Below are 20,653 nucleotides of genomic sequence, written 5' to 3' on the forward strand. Positions count from 1 at the left end.
AGTACTCTTTTCTAATTGGTGACTTTCGGGAGCGGGCTGTCGAGATGATCAGCCGCGATCAGTCGGTCGCCCACGAGTGAGAGAACCCAGGTGCTGCCCTTGCGGTTGCGCGCTGAGGGCAGTGTTACACCCGCTGATTCGCTCCACCAGGCCATCAGATCCGGAATGACGCCTCCTTGGCTGCATATGACCGGTGTGCCGCCTGCAGAGGCAATCTCGAGTACCCGCGCACGGGCAGCTTCTGGATCTTCCGCGTATCCTTCTTCGCTCAGAAGTGGTTCGATCCCGATCTCCACTCCGAGAGCCTCGGCGAGCGGCATCACAGTTTCGATGCAGCGAGTTCGGTCGGCAGAATAGACGGTGTCCGCACCGAAAATGCGTAACTGCGACGCCAAGGCCGCAGCCTGTTCCTTGCCTTTGGCCTCGAGGGGGCGAAGTGTGTCGTCGCCCTTGTACCGCTTGCGACTTCCCGCTTTTGCGTGACGGACCAGCAGCACGGTTCGGGTATCGGGTGGTGCGGAGACAAAGCGGCGCAGGATCATCCGATCCATCGGATACGAGAGATGGTCAGGGACTTCGTCGATCGGAAGCCAGTGCAGAACGTCCACTTCGCTGTTCGGACCAAAATCTCCGTCGACGGCTTCTGCGGCCCAATACTCGACGCGCTTGAGTTTGCGGTGCCCAGGAACCGGATAGGTGACACCACCGAGGTGACGTCCGAAGCGGCCGGTGATCGACGTTTCTTCCTGCACTTCACGCACAGCGGCCGTCAGGAATGTTTCACCCGGGTCGAGTTTGCCTTTGGGAAAAGACCAGTCGTCGTATTTAGGGCGATGAACAACGGCGATTTCGACGGCCTCCGGATTATCGGGAGCCTTTCGCCATAACACTGCGCCGGCGGCAAAGATATTCGCTTTGACAGGTTTGTCAGCCATGGCAGCGACCGTCAGGATCCGCTGGATGTGCGACTGCGCATCAACGCATGTTGATGCTCGCGTACATCTTCGCCGTGTTCGGGGGAGGCGACCCAACTTCCGTCGGGATGGAGTACCCAGCAACGGGTGCGTGGGTCGAGCGCGGAATCGAAGATGTCGCCCAACTGCTTCGCCAACTTGGGATCCGTAACCTGAACCATCACCTCCACTCGGCGATCGAGGTTGCGGTGCATCATGTCTGCGCTGCCGATCCAGAATTCGTCGGCGGCCCGGAAATGGAACATGCGTGAGTGCTCGAGGAATCGTCCGAGAATGGAACGTACTTCGATGTTGTCGCTCAGTCCCGGTACACCCGGCTTGAGCGCGCAGATTCCGCGAACCACGATCTCCACGGGCACGCCGGCCTTGGATGCCCGGTACAGCGCGTCGATAACCTGTTCGTCGACAAGTGCATTCGCCTTCATGCGGATGGCAGCGTCACGCCCGGCCAGCTTGTGCTCGATCTCGGCTTCGATACGTTCGACGATTCCGCGGCGCACGCCGTACGGCGCGACCAGAAGGTTGCGGTAGTTGGTCTTGCGGGAGTAGCCGGTCAGCGAATTGAAGAGGTCCGTGAGGTCGGCGCCGACCTCCGGTGCGGCTGTGAACAATCCGACGTCCTCGTACAACCTCGCAGTCTTGGGGTTGTAGTTGCCGGTACCGATGTGGCAGTACCTCCGGATAGTCGAGCCTTCACGCCGAACCACGAGGCATGTCTTGCAATGAGTCTTGAGTCCGACCAGGCCGTAGACGACGTGCACGCCGGCCTGTTCGAGTTTGCGAGCCCACTTGATGTTGGCCTGCTCGTCGAAGCGAGCCTTGATCTCGACGAGAGCGACAACTTGCTTGCCGGCTTCAGCGGCGTCGATGAGCGCGTTGACGATCGGTGAATCACCGGACGTTCGGTAGAGGGTTTGCTTGATCGCGAGAACCTGCGGGTCGGCGGCCGCCTGTTCGATGAATCGCTGAACACTGGTGGAGAACGAGTCGTACGGATGATGGACGAGTACGTCGCCGTCGCGCAGAGTGGAGAACACACTCTTGGGTGTTTCGCGTTCACCGAACGCCGGGTGCGTCGCCGGAACGAAAGGTGCGTCCTTGAGTGCCGGGCGGTCGACGGCGTAAACCTGCCAGAGGCAGGACAAGTCGAGCAGACCGGAAACCTCGATCACGTCGGCGGGGTCGACGTCGAGTTCACGAAGCAACAAGTCGAGCATGTGTTCGGTCATGTCGTCGGCAACTTCGAGACGGACCGGTGATCCGAAACGACGACGGGCAAGTTCACGCTCCAGCGCCTGCAGGAGGTCCTCGTCGCGATCCTCCTCGACCTCGAAGTCGGCGTTGCGTGTGATCCGGAAGGCGTGGTGCTCCACGATTTCCATTCCGGGGAACAGAACATCGAGGTGCGCCGAGATCAGCTCTTCCAACGGGATGAACGAGTCGATCGACGAGGTGGTGCTCTTGACGCGAACGAAGCGGCCGACGTTGTCGGGAACCTTCACTCGGGCGAAGTGCTCACCGCCCGTCAAGGAATCCTTCACCGTCACTGCGAGGTTGAGACTCAGCCCGCTGATGTACGGGAAGGGGTGCGCGTGGTCGACGGCGAGTGGAGTCAGAACGGGGAACACCTGTTCGGTGAAATGCACCGAGAGGCGTTCGTGATCGTCGTCGCTGAGGTCGGACCAGCGAACGATCGAGATTCCTTCTGCCGCTAGGGCAGGGCGAACGGAATCGAGAAAGACGTGTGCGTGCTTGTCGGCAAGTTCCTGTGTCCGCTGCGCGATGAGAGCCAACTGTTCGCGCGGTGAGAGTCCGTCGGCAGAGCGGACGGACAGACCGGTTTCGTCGCGGCGCTTGAGACCGGCAACACGAACCATGAAGAACTCGTCGAGGTTGGACGCGAAGATAGCGAGGAACTTTGCGCGTTCGAGGAGGGGGAGTGACTCGTCGGCTGCCAACGCGAGAACGCGGGCGTTGAAGTCGAGCCAACTGAGTTCACGGTTGAGGTAGCGGTCTTCGGGTAAGCCACCGAGAAGGACTGCGGGAATTGCCTTCGTGGCTGCCGGCGGCGCACTCGGTATGTGCGTCGGCGATCCACTGACCGGTGGTCGCGCCGAAGGCTGCGGTGTCGAAGGCTGCTGCCCGTCACCGGTTTTTGCGGTGTTGGTGTCGCCAAGTTCTGGCGGTGTGGTCTCTACGTTGTTTGCGGACTTGCGGTGCTCGAGTGCTTCGCCGTTGCTCACCTGTCGATCATCCCCCACAATTGCGCGCTTCGACAATTGATGATCGAAAAAGGTCAATGCGTTTTGGACGTGGCGCGATGGAAGCGTGTCAGCGACGCGAGTGTTGCCGGTCCGACGCCGAGTGCGCGGGCGGTGTCGAGATCTGTTGCGGTGTCGACGTCGGTGCGAAGGCCCGGCCACTCTCCGGTGAGACGCCTGGCGCCGGAATCCGTGTGGCCACGCGCGGATTCGGGGCCGAATCGTGGATCGAGCGGCAGATCGGGATCACACGAGAACAGGGCCGCGGTCCCGGTTCCGTGGTGATCGACGACGATGGAACGGCCACCGGCGCGGGCGGCGTCGAGGGCTTCGAGCAGTTCGTCTGGTTGGAGCGACGGAAGATCCGCTTGGATGACAACAAGATCCACAGTGCCATGTTCGGTGCGGATGTGCGTGGCCGCTGCGTCGAGGGCAGAGTTGAGTGAATTCTCGGTGGACCTACTCGAATCTGGATCGGCGTACACGTTTACTCCCGCGGCGTACGCGAGTGCGGCGACTGTCGGATCCGGAGTCACGACAGTGACGCCGTCGATGGCAGGTACACCCGTAACTGTGGTGAGAGTGTCGTGAAGCATCGCGAGAACAAGATCGGCACGGGCGTCGACGTCGAGTTCGGCGGCCAGCCTGGACTTCGCGGATCGGAGGTCCTTCACCGCGACAATGGCATGCATCGGGCGCGGACGTTCCGATCTGGTTGCGCTCGGCCTCGCACTGGTCATCCTTCGATCTTGCCAGTCGGTCGCCGACATGTCTGTCTCTGCCTGTCTCACCGGGGCGTCTGGCGACTCGAGTTCGGTCCGGGCGATAGTCTGTGCAGGCGATTTCATTGCCGGGTCGCAACACAACCGGCGTCTTGGCGAACGTCACGAGGGGTAGACGAGGTGACTGTGTGAGTAAGGCAGCAGTATTGGGTGCAGGCTCATGGGGAACGGCGCTGGCGAAGGTCATGGCCGAGGCCGGCACCGAGGTGACGATGTGGGCTCGCCGGAAGGAAGTCGCCGACAGGATCAACGCGACGCACGAGAACAGGGACTACCTACCCGGTATCGCGCTGCCCGAGTCGCTTCGTGCGACGGATCGTCACGAGGAAGCGATGGAGGGAGCAGACTTCGTCGTTCTGGCGGTCCCGTCGCAGTCGCTGCGGGGGAACCTCGAGCAGTGGAAGGATTCGATAGGTCCGAATGCCACCCTGTTGAGTCTGGCCAAGGGCATCGAAACCGGCACCTTGATGCGGATGAGCCAGGTGATCGTGTCGGTTACCGGCGTCGAACCCGGCCGTGTCGCCGTGCTGTCCGGACCCAATCTCGCGCGTGAGATCGCGAGCCGTCAACCGGCGGCGACGGTCATCGCCTGCACCGATTCTTCCCGTGCCTTGGCGCTTCAAGATGCTTGTGCCACAGGATATTTCAGGCCGTACACTAATTCCGACGTGATTGGCTGTGAAATCGGTGGCGCGTGCAAGAACGTGATCGCGTTGGCATGCGGCATGGCGGCAGGCAGCGGTTTCGGGGACAACACTGTTGCCAGCATCATCACGCGTGGGTTGGCCGAGACGATCCGGCTGGGCGTCGCGCTCGGTGGCCAGGCATCCACGTTTTCGGGGTTGGCCGGCGTCGGCGATCTCGTTGCGACGTGCACGTCGGAGCTGTCACGAAACCGGACGTTCGGTGAGCACCTCGGCCGCGGCGGCTCCATGGAATCGGCGCAGCAGGCCACAAACGGTCAGGTAGCCGAGGGCGTGAAATCGTGCACGTCCGTGCGCGCACTCGCTGCCGGATACGACGTCGAAATGCCGTTGACCGATGCCGTCCACCGCGTCTGCCACGAGGGGATAGCGGTCAGCGAGGCGATCGGTCAACTGCTCGGCCGGCGGACCAAGCCGGAATGACGTCAGCAGACGGCTACGGCGATTCCACCCGGTGCGTGAGCAGCGTCGGGAGTGCGCACAGCCCTGGTCAGCCCATGCAGTTGGGTCCGGTATTTGCTGCGCCGTACCAGCTTTCGGAGGACGAGGGGAGCGAGAGCGACACGTACGCCCGGGCATCGAATCCGGGGTGGCGTGGCCTCGAGGCGGCGCTCGGCATCCTTGAAGGCGCAGATCACGTCGTTGTCACGGGGTCAGGAATGTCGGCCGTCACGGTGACGTTGCGCAGCCTACTTCAGGCCGGCGATACCGTCGTCGTTCCGTCGGACGGCTATTACCAGGTGCGTCGTTACGCGGAGGAAGCCCTGGCTCTACTGGGCATCGGCGTTCGCGAGGTGTCGACGACGGGCATGGGTGATGCGAGTTTCGCGGAGTTGCTGTCTGGGTTGCCGGGCCGCGTTGTCGTTGTCGCCGAGACACCGTCCAATCCGATGCTCGACGTTGTCGATCTTCGGGCGTTGGCCGTGGTGTGCCACCGCGTCGGAGCAATCCTTGTGGTGGACAACACGACCCCGACTCCGCTCGGTCAACGTCCCCTGGAACTGGGAGCGGACGTCGTGGTGGCCAGCGGAACAAAAGCGCTGAGCGGGCACAGCGATCTGTTGATGGGTTACATCGCCACGTCCGACGCGGACATAGCCGCAAAGGTCGAGCGCGAGCGTCTGCTGTCCGGGACGGTGCTCGGTCCGTTCGAAACATGGCTGGCGCATCGCAGTCTCGGAACGGCCGGCCTGCGATTCGGCCGACACTGTGACAATGCTCAGGCGCTCGCCGACATGTTGTCCGGCCATCCGGCTGTCATGTCCGTCCGTTACCCGGGGCTGCACACCGATCCGTCGTACGTCGTTGCGTCGGAGCAGATGCACAGGTTCGGCGGTCTGGTGAGCATCGAATTGGAATCCGCGGCGGCTTTCCATTCCTTTGTCTCGGCAAGTGAACTTGTCACTTCTGCGACCAGTTTCGGTGGCATCCACACCACAGCTGATCGGCGAGCTCGGTGGGGAGATCAGGTCAGCGAAGGGTTTGTCCGGATCTCGTGCGGCATCGAGGACACCGAAGATTTGTTGACGGATATACAGCGCGCCCTCGGTGGACTGACGTCCGGTCGGTAAATTATCCACTGGCCCGAGCGCGTGCCGAAGTCGATTCGACGGTACGGTTTGACGCGTGAATAACAGCCGCACCCGGGTAGCCGTGATCTTCGGTGGCCGGAGCAATGAACATTCCGTGTCGTGCGTATCCGCCGGGAGCGTCCTCGCGCACCTCGATCCGGAACGCTACGACGTCGTGCCGATCGGCATCACCGCCGACGGGGCCTGGGTTCTCGGTTCCACCGATCCGGAATCGCTGGCCATCAACGGTCGCGAGTTGCCCACAGTCGACAAGGACGGGACGGCGCTGACACTGACTGCTGATCCGACGCGTTCCGGTGCGCTGCTGGCGCTCGACGGAACCGACGTGGGTTCTGTCCTGGCAACTGTCGACGTCGTATTTCCCGTCCTGCACGGTGCTTACGGCGAGGACGGCACCATCCAGGGTCTCCTGGAAATGGCCGGAATTCCCTACGTCGGTCCCGGTGTGCTGGCTAGCGCCGCCGGTATGGACAAGGAATTCACCAAGAAACTGCTTGCCGCCGAGGGGTTGCCGGTCGGTACGCAGGTGGTCCTGCGCCCGGGAACGGCGACACTGACCGACGAGCAGAAGGAGCAGTTGGGTCTACCGGTTTTCGTGAAGCCGGCTCGCGGTGGATCGTCGATCGGCATCACGCGAGTCACCGGGTGGGACGGCCTCGAGGGCGCGATCGCTCATGCTCGCCTGCACGATCCGAAGGTGATCATCGAGGGCGCGATCATCGGGCGGGAAGTCGAATGCGGTGTGCTCGAATTCCCCAGTGGTGACGTCAAGGCGAGTGTGGTCGCAGAGATCCGGATGCCCGCCGACGACGGTGACTCGGACGCGTTCTACGACTTCGACACCAAGTATCTCGACGACGTCTGCGAATTCGACGTCCCCGCACATGTGGACGCGGCTGTCAGCGATCAGATTCGCGAGTTGGCCGTGCGCGCGTTCACCGCACTCGATTGCCAGGGGCTCTCACGCGTGGACTTCTTTGTCACCGAGGACGGGCCGGTGATCAACGAGATCAACACGATGCCAGGATTCACGTCCATCTCGATGTATCCGAAGATGTGGAAAGCAACCGGAATCGATTACGGCACTTTGCTTTCGACGTTGGTCGACACTGCGCTCGCCCGCGGGACCGGATTGCGCTGACGGACGTGTTGCGCTGACGGACAGGGGCCGGGATTACCGGCCCCTCGTGTCACATCAGGGAACCGGGATCGGCGCCGGGTCGAGTGGCTGCTGCGGGATTGTCGCAGAGATGGTGTCCGAGATTTCCTGAATCGGAGTGGGGCCGGTGCCGTCGGGAACGGTGATCCCGATGTACTCGCCGCGGTCGACGGCAAACCAGGTGCTGGCCGCCAGGCCGATGTCGGTACCCGAGATCTGGAACCACTGGACGCCGTTGACTACCTGAAGTGCCGCGGCCTGATCGAATTCGGCGGGGCGGTCGAGTCCGCAGCGCAGGACGATCGGTTCACCCTCGCTGCGCTGCCACGCAACGGCGCCGGCGGGTGCGGGTTCGACAAGTTCGGCCTTGGTGAAGTCGCCGATGTCCTCGGGGAGAGCATCAAGCAGCGAAACGCACGTCTCGGACTCCGCGTTGGGTGCCGGAACCGGGCCGAGTGCCACCGGTTCGAGCGTCGGGTTCTTTCCGGCGACCACGGCGGCGATCACCAACCCGACGATCAGGGCCACTGGCAGTGCGATGGCGGTGGCAATCAATGCCGGGCTACGACGCTCGACCTCGTCGAGGTCGTTATCGCCATGGTCGTTCGTCTCGGGGGACGTGTTCTCAGACATGCTCAGTTCTTCGTTCGGTTCCGGGTTCGGTTGTTGCTGGGGAGCTCGCGTGCGCATCGGTAGAATTGCCACTGCTTTGACGGTACCGCAGGACGCTTTTGGTCCGATCTGCGCTGAGAAAAAAGGGAGTGCTCATCTCGTCATCAGGATCGACCTCGAACGAACAGGCATCTTCATCGCCCCGCACGGTTGCGCAGGTGGGGGAGTTCGACGTGATTGCCCGCTCCCTTGTCGGTCGTATTCAACCGCTGACGACGGAGTTGGGTCCCGGTGACGACGCGGCGATCGTCACCGCACCCGACGGCCGGGTTGTCATTTCCTCGGACATGCTGGTCGAGGGAAGGCATTTTCGGCTGGACTGGTCGCCGCCGCGCGACGTGGGACGTAAAGCGGTGGCACAGAATGCTGCCGACATCGTGTCGATGGGTGCGCGGCCGAGCGCCTTCACCGTGTCATTGGGCTGCCCACCGTCGACTCCGATCGACGTCATGGACGAAATCTCCGCCGGAATCTGGGATGCCGCAACGGATCTGGGTGCGGGCATTGTCGGCGGGGATCTGGTGCAGTCGCAGGACATTGTTGTCTCCGTGACGGTACTCGGAGATCTGGGTGGGCGGCGGGCAGTCACGCGGGCCGGCGCCCAGGTGGGCGACCGTGTTGCCGTCGCCGGATTGTTCGGTTGTTCGGCAGCGGGTTTGGCGCTGCTGCTCGCCGGCGATCGATCGTTCCCGGATCTTCTCGCCCTCCATCGTGTTCCGGTCCCGCCGTACGAGTCCGCATGGGCAGCGGCCGATACTGCTCACTCCATGACCGACATCTCGGACGGGGTTGTCGCTGATCTTCGCCACCTCGCGTCTGCGTCAGGAGTCCAGGTCCGCATCGATTCGGGTGCTGTGCCGACGTCGGCCGACGTACCGAAAGCTGCAGCCGCTCTGAAACTCGATCCGCTGGAGTGGATTCTCTCCGGTGGCGAAGATCACGGTTTTGCCGCGACCTTTGCAGCCGGTGAAGACCTGCCGTCGGGGTGGACGGCCATTGGGGAGGTCGTTGCCGGCGCCGGAGTTGTTGTGGATGGAGAACTGCGTGAATCCGGCGGCGGCTGGCACAGCTTTTCGGCCACGGGCACCACCGCGGTATAGGTTCTCCTCATGGCTGTTTATGCACTAGGAGACAAGGTTCCGGATATTCATCCGGACGCGTACGTACACCCGGACGCGGTGGTGATCGGCAACGTGAGCCTCGCTGCGGGAACGTCGATCTGGCCGCAGGCCGTACTGCGTGGTGACTACGGGACCATCTCGGTGGGTGTTGGATCGAACATTCAGGACGGCACCGTGATTCATTGCACGGTTACCGAACCCACGATTATCGGTGCGGGCTGTGTTGTGGGTCATAACGCGCATATCGAGGGTTCCACGATCGAAGAAGGGTGCTTGATCGCATCCGGGTCGATCGTGCTCAACGGTTCGGTGATCGGGGCTGGGTCGATAGTCGGAGCCGGCGCCGTGATCGCGCGCGGATTCGTAGTGCCACCGCGCAGCATGGCTTTGGGGGTGCCCGCCAAGATTCGCGAAGGCTACGAAGTTCCGCTCGGTCATCTCGAAGCGAATGTCGCGAACTACTCCGCCAATGCCGCGCACTACCGTGACGCGCTTCGCAGGCTCGACTGATGGACACCCACATCGAATCCGGCTGGGCCACAGCGCTGGAACCGGTTTCGGAGCAGATCGCTCTGATGCAGCAGTTTCTCGACAACGAGATCGCAGCAGGCCGCGAGTTTCTGCCTGCGCGCGAGAATGTGCTGCGCGCATTCACGAATCCGTTCGAGGACGTCAAAGTGCTTATCGTCGGACAGGATCCGTATCCGACCCCCGGTCATGCGGTGGGTCTGAGCTTTTCGGTTGCCCCTGATGTTCGACCCGTTCCCCGCAGTCTGGTCAACATCTACAAGGAATATCACCAAGATCTCGGTTTGCCGATTCCCGATGACGGTGACCTGACACCGTGGTCGAATCAAGGTGTGTTGCTGCTCAATCGGGTACTGACCGTAGCGCCAGGGGCAGCGGCGTCACATCGGAAAAAGGGTTGGGAACCTGTGACCGAACAGGCAATTCGCGCTCTGGTGGCTCGATCTGCCCCGATGGTTGCCATTCTGTGGGGTCGCGACGCCGCGACGCTGACCCCGCTACTAGGGGATACCCCCATCATCGAATCTGCGCACCCGTCACCACTTTCGGCGTCGCGTGGGTTCTTCGGTTCACGTCCGTTCAGCCGGGCAAACCAACTTCTGACGGACATGGGGGCCACGCCGGTCGACTGGGATCTGGGATCAACCGCGAGCGTGACCGAACCACTCTGGTGAGAGCGGTTCGGTCACGCGAGCCGAATCAAGCCTGCTTGGCAGCTACAAAATCGGGGCGTCGCTTCTCGACAAACGCGTCGACGCCCTCCCGGCCGACGGGACTATTGGCGGCAGTCTTGATGGACGCTGCTTCGGCGTCGAGTTGTTCGGAGAGCGTGTTGGTTCGTGACGAGCGCAACAGTGCCTTGATGCCGGCGTACGACGAACTCGGTCCGTGCGCAAGCGTGCGAGCGAGACGGGCCGCCTCTTCCTGAACCTCGTCGTCACCGACGAGGCGGGTGAGAATGCCGAGGCGAACAGCTTCGTCGCCGCCGATAACGGAATCGCTCAGAAGGATTTCGCGAGCCCGTCCCGCGCCGACGATGCGGGGGAGTGACCAGGACATCCCACCGTCCGGCGTGAATCCGATGGAAGGGTACGCGGGGCGAAGTTTGGTGCTGGTGCCGCCGATGGCGATGTCGGCAAGGCAGACCAGGCTCATGCCGGCCCCCGCTGCCCAACCGTGAATTCCGGCGACCACGGGAACCGATGCCGCATCCAGAGCACGCACGAAGGTGTGGAGATTCTGGGCAACTCCTTCGACGTACTCGCCGCGATCCGGCGCTGACGCGAAGGCCCGGACGTTACCGCCCGCACAGAAGTTGGGGCCTTCACCGACCAGGAGAATGCTGCCGATGTCGTCGCCGAACGATTCCAGGGCCACTGCACCCTGGATCATCCCTTCGTCGTCGAGGGAGGTGCCGTTGGCGGCGGTGGAAATGGTGATGCGGAGTACGCCTTCTTCGAGCGTTACTTTGCTGAGGTCATCGATGGAAGTCACCTCACGCACATTACGGGTCAGGTGTCCGGGTCGTCACAGGAGGGACCCCGGCACAGGCACAACAAAAGGCACGACAAAAACAGCTCTGCCCCCGACACCGAAGTGTCGGGGGCAGAGCTTGCAATCGTTGTGCTCGGGCAATCAGCCCCGAGCGACCTTGCCTGCCTTCAGGCAGGAGGTGCACACGTTGACCTTACGGGTGTTACCCGGGGCAACCTCGGTACGAACAGACTGAATGTTCGGGTTCCAGCGACGATTGGTACGCCGGTGCGAGTGCGAGACCGACTTACCGAAGCCGGGCCCCTTGGCGCATACGTCGCAGACGGCAGCCATAGTCGCGAACTCCTTGTTAGAAATGAATATTGAAGTGGTCACCCTACACAGTAGGACGGCCAGAATGACAATTCGAATATACGCTGTGGATCTTGCGATACCGAATCGGTCTCCGACCGCTTACGGTGCAGTCGAGCGTGACAACACAGAACACTGTTGTAGACGATGCACCGGAGTGCACTGTTTGCAGCAATATTTGGTGTAGCCCGTTCGAGGCAACCGTGTAACAGTAACTGTTGACCGGTGGATTGACCAAACCGGCCTGCAAACCGGTGATTACGGAGTGTGCCCGACTACCCTCGACAGCATTCGTTTCCGTCCCCGAGGAGGGGACGTTTCCGCAGAGGGGAATTGCCAGTGGGGGACGCGCACCACCAGAGAACGGACGGGACGGCCGACGGTCTCCTGCTGCGCCGGTGGGCGCGACGCTCGGTCGATTGCCTCGAGGAGCGGCGCGGAGAGATCAACAGCCTCAACGTCTTTCCCATCCCTGATTCCGACACCGGCACAAATCTGCTGTTCACGATGCGTGCCGCGCTCGATTCGGCCGAAGCGCTCGGCGGCGACGTCACCAGCGCTACCCGCACCGCCAATGCGCTGGCGCGGGGCGCCGTGGCAGGAGCCCGCGGCAATTCCGGCGTCATCCTGTCCCAGGTGATTCGTGGGATTGCCGAGACGGTGCGCGGTGAGCGGATCAACGGACTCGATCTTGCGGAAGCGCTGCAGACGGGTACCGAGCTTGCGTCGCGCGCGGTGACGGACTTGGTCGAGGGCACCATCGTGACCGTTCTCCGAGCGTCCGGTGAAGCGGCGGCGCAGTGCGTCGGCGTTGACCTCCAGTCTGTTGCGCTCGCCGCGGCAGATGCGGCCGCGAGGGCCCTGGTCAAGACACCGCAGCAACTCGACGTGCTGGCCTCGGCGGGCGTCGTGGATGCGGGCGGACTGGGCTTGCTGGTGATTTTGGACGCTCTGGTCGAGTCCGTGTCCGGGCACTCACCGGATCGGGCGGAACTGGGTGCCGGACGAAGCCGCGGTCTCATTGCGGAGGTCAGCAGACGCGACCATGACTGGGACCGGAAATCGGGTCCGCTCGAATGTGGCGACGATTCGGCGCAGGACTTCGAGGTGATGTACCTCGTCGACGAATCGGATGAGGATCTGATGGCGGCGCTCCGCACCCGGTTGGCGGTGCTCGGCGACTCGATAGTGATCGTCAGTGACGGATTCGGTGGCTGGTCGGTTCACGTGCATTGCTGTGATGCGGGCGCCGCAGTCGAGGCCGGCCTCGAAGCCGGCCGCGTGCACGGGATTCGGATCAGCAGTTTCCTCGTCGACGAACGTGATCAGTTGGTCGCCCGTCAGGAGATGCAGTTTCAGGGCCACGATGCGCGTGGTGTACTCGCCGTTGTGGCGGGGGACGGCGCCGCGGCACTGTTCGAGAGTGAAGGTGCCTCGGTACTGCGGTGCGACGAAGCGCCGGTGACCCGCGCACAGTTGCTCGGCCATATCCGCACCATGGATCGCACCGAGGTGCTGGTGCTGCCGAACGGCGCGCTGAGCGCTCAGGAATTGGTTGCGGTCAGTGCCGCGGCCCGAGATCCCCTGCATCAGGTGCTGCTGCTCTCGACATCCTCGATGGTTCAGGGGTTGGCAGCACTCGCGGTCCACGACGGAAGTCGCAACGTCGCCGACGACGGGTTCACCATGTCCGAGTCGGCTGCGGCAACTCGGTGGGGGTCTCTGCGGATCGCGGTGGAACGGTCGCTGACGTTTGTCGGAACCTGCGACCCGGGCGACGCCATCGGATTGATGGGCCACGAGGTGGTGGTCATCGGACCGGACGTCGAGGCGTCGGCAGCGCGGTTGATCGATCTTGCGCTGGGATCTGGTGGCGAATTGGTCACACTTCTCATGGGCGCCGACGCCGCCGACGGCTTGGCCGAGCGGATGGAAGCACATGTCATCAGCACCTACCCAGGCGTCGACGTGCTGATCTATCAGGGCGGTCAGCCGGGGGATCTGTTTCAGCTGGGCGTTGAGTGAGCGGTCGCCGGGGTGATCGTGTCGGGAGTTTTTGTGTCGGCGGCTACTGATATACGAATAGCTGTGCTTTTCGATCTGCTGCTTTTCGATCTGCGAGGAAACTGACATGGCAACGCTCGCCGACAACTTGGATCGGCTTCTGGGAAAGAAGACCGCGGACGCGTTGGCCGAGGCCTTCGAGATACGCACGGTCGAGGATCTCCTGCGCCACTATCCTCACCGGTACGCGTCGGCCGGTAAGGAACTTGCCGACAAAGAGCCCCCGGAGGGCGAGCACATCACGATCATTGCGCGGGTGGCGTCCGCGAGCGTGGTGAATATGAAGTCCCGGACGGGGCAGATGCTCAAGGTCTCGCTCACGACGGACACACAGACCGTCGACGTCACCTTCTTCAATCCGTACAAGGTGAAGCACGCCATCAAGCCCGGCGTGCGGGCGATGTTCTCGGGCACAGTCAAGTACTTCCGGAACAAGTGGAGTTTGACGCACCCCAGTTATCTGATCCTTCCGGAACCCCGTGCCGGGGAAGAAGATTCGGTGGTTCCTTTGAAAGCCGTCAAAGGGGCCGGCGATCTCGCGGGGCTGGCCCGTGCCAGTTCGGGGCCGGGCGCCGAACTCGACTACTCGATTTTCGAGCGTGAGTTCATCCCGCTGTATCCGGCGACGCGCGAGGTGGAGAGCTGGACGATCATGCGGTGCGTCCGACAAGTTCTCGATCAGCTTGATCCGGTTCCCGAACCACTTCCGGCCGAGACTCTCGCCGAACATCATTTTGTCGGGCTGGACGAGGCACTGAGGACGGTGCATCTGCCTGATACCAAGGACGACATAGAACGTTCCCGCGAGCGATTGCGGTTCGACGAGGCGCTGTCTTTGCAGTTGGTTCTGGCGATGCGACGTCACGACAATTCCGAGCGGGTGGCGCCGGCGTGCGTGCCTGTCACAGGCGGTATCGCCGAGCAGTTCGAGGCGATGTTGCCGTTCACCCTGACGGAAGGGCAGCAAGCCGTCGCCGCGGAAATCGCGGCCGATCTCTCGCAGACTCACCCCATGAGCAGACTCCTTCAAGGTGAGGTGGGCTCGGGTAAGACCATCGTGGCGCTTCGGGCGATGCTGCAAGCGGTTGACGCGGGATATCAATGTGCACTACTCGCGCCTACCGAGGTGCTGGCCAATCAGCATGCCCGATCCCTGCGCGCGATGATGGGGCCGCTCGCAACCGGGGGAGAGCTGGGCTCGGCCGAGCACTCCACTCGTATCGCCTTGCTCACCGGTTCACTTCCGGTTGCCGCAAAACGTGCCGCGCTTCTCGACGCGGTGACCGGTGATGCGGGAATTGTCATCGGTACCCACGCGCTCATCCAGGACAGTGTCGAGTTCTTCAACCTCGGCATGGTTGTGGTCGACGAGCAGCACAGGTTCGGGGTGGAGCAACGAGATCACCTCCGCTCGCGTGCTCGCGACGGCCTGAGCCCCCACCTGCTGGTCATGACTGCTACTCCCATTCCGCGCACCATTGCCATGACGGTGCTCGGCGATCTGGAAGTGTCCACCCTGCGCGAATTGCCTCGTGGGCGTAGCCCGATCAAGAGCAGCGTTGTGCCGGCAAAGCAGAAGCCCGCCTGGGTGGATCGGGCGTGGGCACGAATTCGCGAGGACGTCGCAGACGGGCGTCAGGCCTACGTCGTGTGCTCCCGGATCGGTGACGGCGAGCCTGCCGCTGGCGAGGACCAGTTCACCGAGGAGAAGCAACCCGAAACGAAGTCGGCAGTCGACGTCTTCGAGGAGTTGTCGAGCGGTCCGCTTTCCGAGCTGCGCGTCGGCCTCCTGCACGGTCGCCTGCCGTCAGATGAGAAAGACGTGGTCATGAGCGCGTTCAACGTCGGCGACATCGATGTGCTCGTCTGCACCACCGTCGTGGAGGTCGGTGTGGACGTGCCGAACGCGACGGTCATGGTGATCGTCGACGCGGAGCGGTTCGGCGTCAGTCAGCTCCATCAGCTGCGTGGCCGTGTCGGCAGAGGAAAGCACCAAGGGCTGTGCATTCTGGTGACGGGAAGCAACCCAGGTGGACCGGCGTACGAGCGGCTCTCTGCCGTTGCCGCCACCAATGACGGTTTCGAACTGGCACAACTCGATCTCGCGACACGACGTGAGGGAGACATCCTCGGAGCGGCCCAATCCGGCACCACGTCCAATCTGCGGCTGCTCTCACTCATCGCGCACGGCGACATTCTCGAATCCGCGCGAGACTTCGCGACCGGAGTTGTCGAACGCGACCCGACGCTCGCCCAGCACCCCGCACTTGCGTCGATGGTGAGCGCCGCTCTTGACTCCGATCGGATCGAATACCTCGAGAAATCGTGAGAAGTATGACGGCAAACTGAATACGAATAGCGGCAGGACCATCGGGTTTGTTTCTCGATTCAGTCTACGATGTGGGACGCCGCGTGCTTGTACACACGGAATTCGCGGTAGTTTTTCCCCATGTTCTCCAAAGTGCTCGTCGCCAACCGCGGCGAAATTGCGATCCGCGCCTTCCGCGCCGCCTACGAACTAGGTGCTGGAACTGTCGCGGTGTTCCCGTACGAGGATCGGAACTCGATCCACCGCCTGAAGTCTGACGAGAGTTATCAGATCGGGGAGAAGGGGCACCCGGTTCGGGCGTACCTGTCGGTGGAGGAGATCGTGGCCGCGGCACAAAATGCCGGCGCTGACGCGATCTACCCCGGTTACGGGTTCCTGTCCGAGAATCCGGATCTGTCGGCTGCGTGTGCGGAGGCGGGCATCAAGTTCGTCGGCCCGTCCGCGGAGATCCTCGAGCTGACCGGTAACAAGGCGCGGGCGATTGCCGCAGCGAAGGCTGCGGGTCTGCCGGTGCTGGCGTCGTCGGAGCCGTCGTCGGATATCGACGAGTTGCTCGCGGCAGCCGAGGACATGACGTTCCCGATCTTCGTGAAAGCCGTCGCCGGTGGTGGTGGCCGCGGTATGCGCCGCGTAGCCGAGCGATCACTGCTCAAGGAATCCATCGAAGCCGCGGCGCGTGAAGCGGAATCCGCCTTCGGTGATCCGACGGTGTTCCTCGAGCAGGCTGTCATCGATCCCCGCCACATCGAAGTCCAGATCCTCGCCGACGAGCACGGCAATGTTATTCACCTGTTCGAGCGCGACTGCTCGTTGCAGCGTCGCCACCAGAAGGTGATCGAACTCGCCCCGGCCCCGAATCTGTCGGAGGAGTTGCGGGCCAAGATCTGCGCCGATGCCGTGGCTTTCGCGAAGCAGATCGGTTACACATGCGCCGGCACGGTGGAGTTCCTTCTCGACACCCGTGGCAATCACGTCTTCATCGAGATGAATCCGCGAATCCAGGTGGAGCACACGGTCACCGAAGAGGTCACCGATGTCGACCTCGTTCAGTCGCAGCTCCTGATCGCGTCCGGTTCCACCCTCGACGACTTGGGTCTGACGCAGGACTCGATCAAGCTGCGCGGCGCGGCGCTGCAGTGCCGCATCACCACCGAGGACCCCGCCAACGGGTTCCGCCCCGACACGGGCCGGATCACCGCGTACCGCACCCCGGGTGGTGCCGGTATCCGTCTCGACGGCGGCGCAACTCTCGGTGCCGAGGTCGGCGCGTACTTCGACTCGATGCTGGTCAAGCTCACCTGCCGTGGACGCGACCTCGAGGCTGCCGTGGCGCGTGCGCGTCGCGCGGTCACGGAGTTCCGTATCCGCGGCGTCTCGACGAATATCCCGTTCCTGCAAGCAGTTCTCGACGATCCGGACTTCAAGGCCGGGCGGGTCACGACCTCGTTCATCGAGGAACGTCCCCATCTGTTGACGCAGCGCTCCTCGGCGGACCGCGGTACCAAGATCCTCACGTACCTCGCCGACGTCACGGTCAACAAGCCGCACGGCGAACGTCCTTCCGCGGTGTACCCGCAGGACAAGCTCCCCAAGATCGATCTCTCGACTCCGCCGCCGGCCGGTAGCCGCCAGCGGTTGCTCGAACTCGGTCCGGAAGGATTCGCGAAGGCGCTGCGTGAGCAGAAGGCTGTTGCGGTCACCGACACCACGTTCCGTGACGCACACCAGTCGCTGTTGGCGACCCGCGTCCGTACCAGCGGCCTGCTCGACGTCGCCGGTCACGTTGCCCGGTTGACGCCGGAGCTGCTCTCCATCGAAGCGTGGGGCGGCGCGACATACGATGTGGGACTTCGCTTCCTGCACGAGGACCCGTGGTACCGGCTCGCCGCACTGCGCGAAGCGATCCCGAACATCAACCTGCAGATGCTGCTGCGTGGCCGAAACACGGTGGGCTACACGCCGTATCCGGAAAAGGTCACCCGCGCCTTCGTGCAGGAAGCCACCGACACCGGTATCGACATTTTCCGAATCTTCGACGCGCTCAACAACGTCGACCAGATGCGGCCGGCCATCGACGCGGTCCGCGAGACCGGTACGGCCCTCGCCGAGGTTGCGCTGAGCTACACCGGCGACCTGTCGGATCCGAACGAAACGCTCTACACCCTCGACTACTACTTGAAGCTGGCCGAGGAAATCGTCAATGCCGGCGCACACGTCCTGGCGATCAAGGACATGGCCGGACTGCTCCGCGCCCCGGCCGCGACCAAGCTCGTGACCGCGTTGCGCTCCAACTTCGATCTGCCGGTGCACGTGCACACGCATGACACCCCCGGCGGACAGTTGGCAACGTACTTCGCCGCCTGGCAGGCGGGCGCCGACGCCGTCGACGGTGCTTCGGCGGCTCTGGCCGGCACCACCAGCCAGCCCGCGCTGTCGGCCATCGTGGCTGCTGCTGCGCACTCGGAGTTCGACACCGGACTGAATCTGCAGAACGTGTGCGACCTAGAGCCGTACTGGGAGGCACTGCGAAAGGTGTACGCGCCGTTCGAGTCCGGGCTTCCGTCTCCGACCGGGCGCGTCTACACGCACGAGATCCCCGGCGGCCAACTCTCGAACCTGCGCACTCAGGCTGTGGCTCTGGGCCTCGGTGACCGCTTCGAAGAAGTCGAAGCCAAGTACGCCGACGCCGACCGCATGCTCGGGCATCTGGTGAAGGTGACACCGTCGTCGAAGGTTGTCGGCGACCTCGCCCTGCACCTCGTCGGTGCCCGTGTTCCGTCGGAGGAATTTGCCGCCGACCCGGCCAAGTTCGACATCCCCGACTCGGTTGTCGGCTTCCTACGCGGTGAACTGGGCACCCCGCCCGGCGGCTGGCCGGAACCGTTCCGCAGCAAGGCACTCGAGGGCCGCGGCCCCGCGAAGCCGGAGACGCCGCTCTCCGCTGCAGACGAGGCGCTGCTCGAAGGCTCGTCGAAGGACCGTCAGGGCGCGCTGAACCGTCTACTGTTCCCCGGCCCGACCAAGGAATTCCTCGAGCACCGCGACAAGTACGGAGACACCTCGCGGCTCTCGGCGAACCAGTTCTTCTACGGCCTGCGCCGCGGCGAAGAACATCGCGTCGAACTCACACCGGGTGTGCAGTTGATCATCGGACTCGAAGCGATCTCCGAACCCGACGAGCGCGGCTACCGCACCGTGATGTGCATTCTCAACGGACAGTTGCGTCCGGTCTCCATCCGGGACCGGTCCATCGCCAGCGATGTGCCCGTGGCGGAGAAGGCCGACAAGAACAACCCAGGTCACGTGGCCGCACCGTTCGCGGGCGTCGTGACGCTCGCGGTGAAGGAAGGCCAGAAGATCGAGGCCGGTGACACCGTCGCCACCATCGAAGCAATGAAGATGGAAGCGGCGATCACCTCACCGCGCGGCGGCATCGTCTCCCGCATCGCGATCAGCGCAGTCCAGCAAGTCGAAGGCGGCGACCTCCTCGTTGTCGTCTCCACCGGGGAGAGCGCCGCAGAGTGACACGCATTATCTCGGGACTCGCAGGCGGTCGCCGCCTGCGAGTCCCGCCGAGCGGAACCCGGCCCACCTCGGACCGGGTCCGCGAGGCACTTTTCAGTGCGCTCGAAGCGCGTATCGACCTCGACGGCTGTGCTGTCCTCGACCTGTTTGCCGGTTCCGGAGCCCTTGGCCTCGAAGCACTCTCCCGCGGTGCGGAGCACGTGATGCTCGTCGAGTCCGACGCAAAGGCAGCAGCAGTGATCAAGGACAACATCGGTGTTGTCGGGCTGCCTGGCGCGGTCCTACGGGCAGCGCCGGTCGCTGCGGTCGTCTCCGGTCCGAGTGCTCGTGAATACGACATCGTCATCGCAGACCCGCCGTACGCGGTGACCGACGACGCGGTGGTGTCCATCCTCCAACACCTTCAGACAAACAAGTGGGTGGGGGAGGGCACGATCGTCGTTCTCGAGCGGTCGTCCCGATCACCGGAGACCGTCTGGCCGCACGGGTTCGAACCCGTCAAGGCGAAGAAGTACGGCGAGGCCAGGATCGAACTCGCAACCTGCTACGGTCTGGACTCATGACTGGCGCCGTTTGCCCCGGATCCTTCGACCCTGTGACCAATGGTCACCTCGACGTAATCGGAAGAGTTGCTGCGCAATTCGACGAGGTCGTGGTCACCGTGATGATCAACAAGAACAAGCGCGGAATGTTCACCGTCGACGAGCGTATCGAGATGCTCGAAGACGCGACGAGCCACCTGCCCAACGTTCGAGTGACGTCATGGCACGGGCTTCTGGTCGACTACGCGAAGCAGGAGGGCATCACCGCGATCGTCAAGGGTCTGCGCGGCGCCAACGACTTCGACTACGAACTGCAGATGGCGCAGATGAACAAGAAGCTCAGCGGTGTCGACACGTTGTTCGTCGCAACCAACCCCACCTACAGCTACCTGTCCAGCTCGCTGGTCAAGGAAGTTGCCACCTTCGGTGGTGATGTCGCTGACATGTTGCCCGCAAAAGTGCATGCCCGATTGCTCGACCGCATCGCTGAACGGGCAGCCGAAAACAGCTGATACCCGACACACCGCCCCCAGACGCACCTGGTGGGCCGATCTT

The 20,653-nt window shown here is 63.2% G+C and carries 17 protein-coding genes; 11 read left to right on the top strand and 6 right to left on the bottom strand.

Features of this window, described 5'->3' with window-relative positions:
* Positions 1 to 11 precede the first annotated feature (11 nt).
* The 3 genes from KYT97_RS00005 to cofC form a co-directional block, all read right to left on the bottom strand.
* Positions 12 to 935: an NUDIX hydrolase gene (locus tag KYT97_RS00005; RefSeq protein WP_033236576.1), complete on the bottom strand. Its 924-nt coding sequence runs from the start codon at positions 933 to 935 to the stop codon at positions 12 to 14.
* An 11-nt stretch (positions 936 to 946) separates the two neighbouring features.
* Entirely contained in the window at positions 947 to 3,055 is a 2,109-nt protein-coding gene (locus KYT97_RS00010) for an RNA degradosome polyphosphate kinase (RefSeq protein ID WP_230590374.1), read from the bottom strand.
* Between the two features lie 215 nt (positions 3,056 to 3,270).
* Complete coding sequence (gene cofC / locus KYT97_RS00015; RefSeq protein WP_033236612.1) at positions 3,271 to 3,975, bottom strand: 2-phospho-L-lactate guanylyltransferase; 705 nt, start codon at positions 3,973 to 3,975, stop codon at positions 3,271 to 3,273.
* 170 nt (positions 3,976 to 4,145) lie between these two features.
* On the opposite strand from cofC, the gene KYT97_RS00020 reads away from it, so the two are divergent.
* Genes KYT97_RS00020 through KYT97_RS00030 form a run of 3 tightly spaced genes read left to right on the top strand, consistent with a single transcriptional unit; the run spans position 4,146 to position 7,454 of the window.
* Positions 4,146 to 5,144, top strand: a complete 999-nt coding sequence (locus tag KYT97_RS00020; protein WP_219111532.1) for an NAD(P)H-dependent glycerol-3-phosphate dehydrogenase — start codon at positions 4,146 to 4,148, stop codon at positions 5,142 to 5,144.
* Positions 5,141 to 6,292 carry a cystathionine gamma-lyase gene (locus KYT97_RS00025; protein ID WP_219111533.1) on the top strand — a complete coding sequence of 384 codons (1,152 nt, stop codon included), beginning with the start codon at positions 5,141 to 5,143 and terminating at the stop codon, positions 6,290 to 6,292. Before KYT97_RS00020 ends, KYT97_RS00025 begins: the two co-directional genes overlap by 4 nt.
* A 55-nt stretch (positions 6,293 to 6,347) precedes the next feature.
* Positions 6,348 to 7,454, top strand: coding sequence for a D-alanine--D-alanine ligase family protein (locus KYT97_RS00030; protein WP_095885955.1), 1,107 nt, complete (start codon positions 6,348 to 6,350; stop codon positions 7,452 to 7,454).
* 54 nt (positions 7,455 to 7,508) lie between these two features.
* On the opposite strand, the gene KYT97_RS00035 is transcribed toward KYT97_RS00030, so the two are convergent.
* Positions 7,509 to 8,105: a DUF3515 domain-containing protein gene (locus tag KYT97_RS00035; protein WP_219111534.1), complete on the bottom strand. Its 597-nt coding sequence runs from the start codon at positions 8,103 to 8,105 to the stop codon at positions 7,509 to 7,511.
* 128 nt (positions 8,106 to 8,233) lie between these two features.
* Here KYT97_RS00035 and KYT97_RS00040 point away from each other — a divergent pair, with 128 nt between their 5' ends.
* The 3 genes from KYT97_RS00040 to KYT97_RS00050 are packed head-to-tail and all read left to right on the top strand — an operon-like array spanning position 8,234 to position 10,467.
* Positions 8,234 to 9,244: a thiamine-phosphate kinase gene (locus KYT97_RS00040; RefSeq protein WP_425332395.1), complete on the top strand. Its 1,011-nt coding sequence runs from the start codon at positions 8,234 to 8,236 to the stop codon at positions 9,242 to 9,244.
* 9 nt (positions 9,245 to 9,253) lie between these two features.
* Positions 9,254 to 9,775 carry a gamma carbonic anhydrase family protein gene (locus tag KYT97_RS00045; RefSeq protein ID WP_138872999.1) on the top strand — a complete coding sequence of 174 codons (522 nt, stop codon included), beginning with the start codon at positions 9,254 to 9,256 and terminating at the stop codon, positions 9,773 to 9,775.
* Positions 9,775 to 10,467 carry a uracil-DNA glycosylase gene (locus KYT97_RS00050; RefSeq protein WP_219111535.1) on the top strand — a complete coding sequence of 231 codons (693 nt, stop codon included), beginning with the start codon at positions 9,775 to 9,777 and terminating at the stop codon, positions 10,465 to 10,467. The genes KYT97_RS00045 and KYT97_RS00050 overlap by 1 nt, the downstream gene beginning before the upstream one ends.
* 25 nt (positions 10,468 to 10,492) lie before the next feature.
* Here KYT97_RS00050 and KYT97_RS00055 read toward each other — a convergent pair whose 3' ends face one another.
* Both KYT97_RS00055 and rpmB read right to left on the bottom strand, forming a co-directional pair.
* Positions 10,493 to 11,287, bottom strand: a complete 795-nt coding sequence (locus KYT97_RS00055) for an enoyl-CoA hydratase-related protein (protein ID WP_219111536.1) — start codon at positions 11,285 to 11,287, stop codon at positions 10,493 to 10,495.
* A gap of 141 nt (positions 11,288 to 11,428) precedes the next feature.
* Positions 11,429 to 11,620, bottom strand: a complete 192-nt coding sequence (gene rpmB, locus KYT97_RS00060) for a 50S ribosomal protein L28 (RefSeq protein ID WP_003942669.1) — start codon at positions 11,618 to 11,620, stop codon at positions 11,429 to 11,431.
* A gap of 357 nt (positions 11,621 to 11,977) precedes the next feature.
* On the opposite strand from rpmB, the gene KYT97_RS00065 reads away from it, so the two are divergent.
* The 5 genes from KYT97_RS00065 to coaD all read left to right on the top strand — a co-directional run bounded on the left by KYT97_RS00065 (position 11,978) and on the right by coaD (position 20,610).
* Complete coding sequence (locus tag KYT97_RS00065; RefSeq protein WP_245005978.1) at positions 11,978 to 13,663, top strand: DAK2 domain-containing protein; 1,686 nt, start codon at positions 11,978 to 11,980, stop codon at positions 13,661 to 13,663.
* Between the two features lie 106 nt (positions 13,664 to 13,769).
* On the top strand, positions 13,770 to 16,031 hold the full coding sequence (gene recG / locus KYT97_RS00070) for an ATP-dependent DNA helicase RecG (RefSeq protein WP_219111538.1): 2,262 nt from the start codon (positions 13,770 to 13,772) through the stop codon (positions 16,029 to 16,031).
* A gap of 120 nt (positions 16,032 to 16,151) precedes the next feature.
* Entirely contained in the window at positions 16,152 to 19,556 is a 3,405-nt protein-coding gene (locus tag KYT97_RS00075; protein ID WP_219111539.1) for a pyruvate carboxylase, read from the top strand.
* On the top strand, positions 19,553 to 20,119 hold the full coding sequence (gene rsmD / locus KYT97_RS00080; protein ID WP_033236567.1) for a 16S rRNA (guanine(966)-N(2))-methyltransferase RsmD: 567 nt from the start codon (positions 19,553 to 19,555) through the stop codon (positions 20,117 to 20,119). Before KYT97_RS00075 ends, rsmD begins: the two co-directional genes overlap by 4 nt.
* A complete protein-coding gene (gene coaD / locus KYT97_RS00085; protein ID WP_033236566.1) occupies positions 20,116 to 20,610 on the top strand; it encodes a pantetheine-phosphate adenylyltransferase in 495 nt (164 codons plus the stop codon). Before rsmD ends, coaD begins: the two co-directional genes overlap by 4 nt.
* The last annotated feature ends 43 nt before the right edge of the window (positions 20,611 to 20,653 follow it).

Source organism: Rhodococcus globerulus (genome assembly GCF_019334125.1).
Classification (GTDB): domain Bacteria; phylum Actinomycetota; class Actinomycetes; order Mycobacteriales; family Mycobacteriaceae; genus Rhodococcus_F; species Rhodococcus_F globerula.

Bases quoted from the DNA above. Each gene is read 5' to 3' on its own strand.
- recG (WP_219111538.1), top strand. From the start codon at position 13,770: ATGGCAACGCTCGCCGACAACTTGGATCGGCTTCTGGGAAAGAAGACC.
- rpmB (WP_003942669.1), bottom strand. From the start codon at position 11,620: ATGGCTGCCGTCTGCGACGTATGCGCCAAGGGGCCCGGCTTCGGTAAG.
- KYT97_RS00035 (WP_219111534.1), bottom strand. From the start codon at position 8,105: ATGTCTGAGAACACGTCCCCCGAGACGAACGACCATGGCGATAACGAC.
- KYT97_RS00025 (WP_219111533.1), top strand. From the start codon at position 5,141: ATGACGTCAGCAGACGGCTACGGCGATTCCACCCGGTGCGTGAGCAGC.
- coaD (WP_033236566.1), top strand. From the start codon at position 20,116: ATGACTGGCGCCGTTTGCCCCGGATCCTTCGACCCTGTGACCAATGGT.
- cofC (WP_033236612.1), bottom strand. From the start codon at position 3,975: ATGACCAGTGCGAGGCCGAGCGCAACCAGATCGGAACGTCCGCGCCCG.
- KYT97_RS00075 (WP_219111539.1), top strand. From the start codon at position 16,152: ATGTTCTCCAAAGTGCTCGTCGCCAACCGCGGCGAAATTGCGATCCGC.
- KYT97_RS00045 (WP_138872999.1), top strand. From the start codon at position 9,254: ATGGCTGTTTATGCACTAGGAGACAAGGTTCCGGATATTCATCCGGAC.
- KYT97_RS00005 (WP_033236576.1), bottom strand. From the start codon at position 935: ATGGCTGACAAACCTGTCAAAGCGAATATCTTTGCCGCCGGCGCAGTG.
- KYT97_RS00050 (WP_219111535.1), top strand. From the start codon at position 9,775: ATGGACACCCACATCGAATCCGGCTGGGCCACAGCGCTGGAACCGGTT.